This window comes from Candidatus Jordarchaeum sp. (assembly GCF_052745115.1).
On the sequence record NZ_JBRAKS010000425.1, the window covers coordinates 1 to 2,962 of the forward strand.

Annotated in this window: 3 protein-coding genes; 1 reads left to right on the forward strand and 2 read right to left on the reverse strand. The window is 39.6% G+C overall.

What is annotated here, in order from left to right:
* Positions 1 to 797: MBL fold metallo-hydrolase (locus ACUVXA_RS18995; protein WP_445872861.1), on the reverse strand; the 797-nt coding region annotated here is incomplete at its 3' end.
* Positions 798 to 963: 166 nt separating this feature from the next.
* Positions 964 to 2,451: an APC family permease gene (locus tag ACUVXA_RS19000; protein WP_445872862.1), complete on the reverse strand. Its 1,488-nt coding sequence runs from the start codon at positions 2,449 to 2,451 to the stop codon at positions 964 to 966.
* A 218-nt stretch (positions 2,452 to 2,669) separates the two neighbouring features.
* On the opposite strand from ACUVXA_RS19000, the gene ACUVXA_RS19005 reads away from it, so the two are divergent.
* Entirely contained in the window at positions 2,670 to 2,957 is a 288-nt protein-coding gene (locus ACUVXA_RS19005; RefSeq protein WP_445872863.1) for a hypothetical protein, read from the forward strand.
* Positions 2,958 to 2,962 lie beyond the last annotated feature (5 nt).

Genomic DNA, 2,962 nt, shown 5'->3' on the forward strand with positions numbered 1-2,962 from the left:
AAGCCCTCAACTGGATCCGGGAACTTTCTATATACAATAGCTTGGTCTACTATCTCTTCAAGCGTGCGTTCCTCTTTTAAAAAATTTAAGAGTTTCTCCTCTCTCTGATATATGATGTCCAAGTACTGTTCTAGTTTATTCCTGATAACGTCCTCTCCCTTGAATACGTCTCCCTTATGGCTGGTGACGGCGATTTCAAACTTCATCTTTATGAGTTTCTCGATTGATGCGATAAAGTCATCCACACTACAGTCCAGAGCCCCGTACCATGGTCCAAAGGAGGTTAAATCAATATCCGCTAGAAAAACCACTCCCTCTTCGGGTACCAGAAAGCTGCAATGGCCATAAGAGTGCCCTGGCGTGTGTATCACCTGAAGTTTTTTGTTGCCAAGATCGAAGACGTAACCATCTTCAAATTCCAAGTCCACTCGACCATCTCGAAGTTCAAGAAGATTGAAAATAAATTTTAAGAATTCTTCTGCACCAGAACCCCTAACACCATATATTTCCCATAATCTCTCAATATTTCTGATAGCTGGAGCATCCAATTTATGCGCGCAAATCTTACTTTCCTCAAAATTGTGGTTGCGAGCAATATGGTCCTCATGACAGTGAGAATTAATAACCAGATCAATAGAATAATCTTTAGAGATTTTTTCAGCAACACTCGGCTCAAAACCAGTGTCTATTAATACTTTCACTTCATCATCAATTAGAAGAGAATTGGAGTAGGGATACTTTCCCCTGTTTTCTGCCTGAATAAAAATAATGTTATCAGTCAAAGAAATATTGGACAAGTTCACTAACTCCCTTTTTTGAGTTCAGAGCTTTTCTGAAACATGGAATCTAACAATTAATAAATCCTACGATTATTTTTTTGGATCTGTATACTGTTTCTATAGTGCCAATTTGGTTAGGGTCTCCTTTTTATTATCATCTACATAATTTCTCATTCTATGATATTTAGCATGACCATGTTTGCTCCTTTCCGCAGCTTTTTCGATACAATCTTTTTATGTGTTTAAGTATGTGGGCAAGAAATACATGTTCCATTTCCCAAGCTCTTTTCAATATTTCTCTTCTCGAAAGAAAAATCTTTAATTCGGAAAGAGTTTCTTTTGGGCTGAAAAATAAATAAATGGGAATTCCAATGGCAAAAATTATCGCTCCAATCAGTAATTCTAAGGGTTTTATTTGAGTGATCAGGAATACACAGCAGGCTGCTCCAATAATAGCTAGTATTAAACCTCCGCGAATTCCCTTCGGGGCTTGTGGATGTTTTTTACGCAAGACGGGGGCAGAAATACACGTTACCAGATAAGCTACTGATAAAAACAAAACCGAAGAAGAAATCAGTAAGTCTAGATTTCCATAAATTGCAGCCACTAATGCGCTCACATTCTGTATGATTAAACCAATGTAGGGAGTCTTAAACTTTGGATGGAGTTTAGCAAAAAGCCTAGGGAAAAGCCCATCTAACGCCATAGCATAACTAATTCTGGATGTACCCAAGGTTCCCGACTCATCAGCGCCCGAAATAGAGAGTAAAGCTCCTACACCTATAATACCAGTTGCGACCGTTACCGTCCAGGGAACATATCCCCACGATGCTAACTGAGAATTATAACCAGTTATAATCTGAGTCGTAGTTGTTAAAGGCGTGGACAAATTTTCCAGTTGATACCAAGGAATGGCACTAATAATTACAAAATTTATGGCGAGATAAAATACTAAAACTATAAGCATACCGGTTAAAATTGCCCTAGGAATCGTTTTTTCCGCATCTTCAATTTCACCCGCAGGAATAGTTGAAAGTTCAAAGCCAGCATAAGCCCAAGCTATCAAAACTAAAGCACTACCAAACTGAGAGTACCCCAATGGGGCAAAAGGAGTAAGATTAAAAGTAGTCTGGGAAAAATTTGAAACAGTATAGACTAATCCTACTGCAATGAACAGGATTAAGGGAGCGAGTTTCCCAATAGTGAGGATATCATTAGATCGCCCCGCAGCCTTCGTTCCTAAAACATTAGTTACAGTTAAAAAACCAATGAATGCCGCTATCACAATCACTTGCTGGAGAAACGTCAAGTAAGGGAAAAAGTACATCAAATATTGCACGAAAGCCACGGGAAAAACCGCTAAAGAGAACCATTCCGCAACCCACGTCGACCAGCCTACAATAAATCCGGTGAACTTACCAAAAGCCTCTTTTGCATAAGCATAGGGACCACCAACCACTGGAGAAATCATGGCGCACTGCGCAAAGTTTAGAGCAATAATCGTCATAAATACTCCAGCCGCAATCCAAACCAGCAAAGAAGCCGGCCCCACGAGGTTGGCTCCAAAAGAGGCTGCGACAAAAATGTCGGCACCAATAATTGCTCCCACAACTAGATTCGTTACGTCAAAAAGAGTAAGCTTCCTCACTAGTTTAACACTTTCTTCCTCCATAATACTTCTCCTCAATAGCGGCTTCCCAATTAATCATCTTAAATAATTATAATAGTAATAAAGGAATATCATTGAATTCCTACATTTATGTAAAACTAAATAAAAAGGTATTTGTCCCGTTATTGGAAATTTATGGAGTGTATTTATAAGAAGGTTAAAGGGAATACGTGATTCAACCAATCGCTATTTTATTAAACTGGTAATACTTGATGTTTGTTATGGTTGATGAAGAAGCACTAAATCAGATACTAAACTCTATAGCAAAAAATATTTCTTCAGGTCAACTAAAATATGCCGAGTTGGATTTGGTAACAGCTAAGGGCATGGCTCTTGAAGACCCCAGAGTGTGGTACTACGACGGGACGGTGAAGGCAAGGAATGACAAGTACACCGAAGCCCTGGAGTCACTCGCCAAAGCCATGGACTTGAATGACCGACGACGCCGACGTCTACTTCCACAAGGGCTACTGCCATTGGAAGATGAAGGACCGGGACAGCGTGATTGAAAACC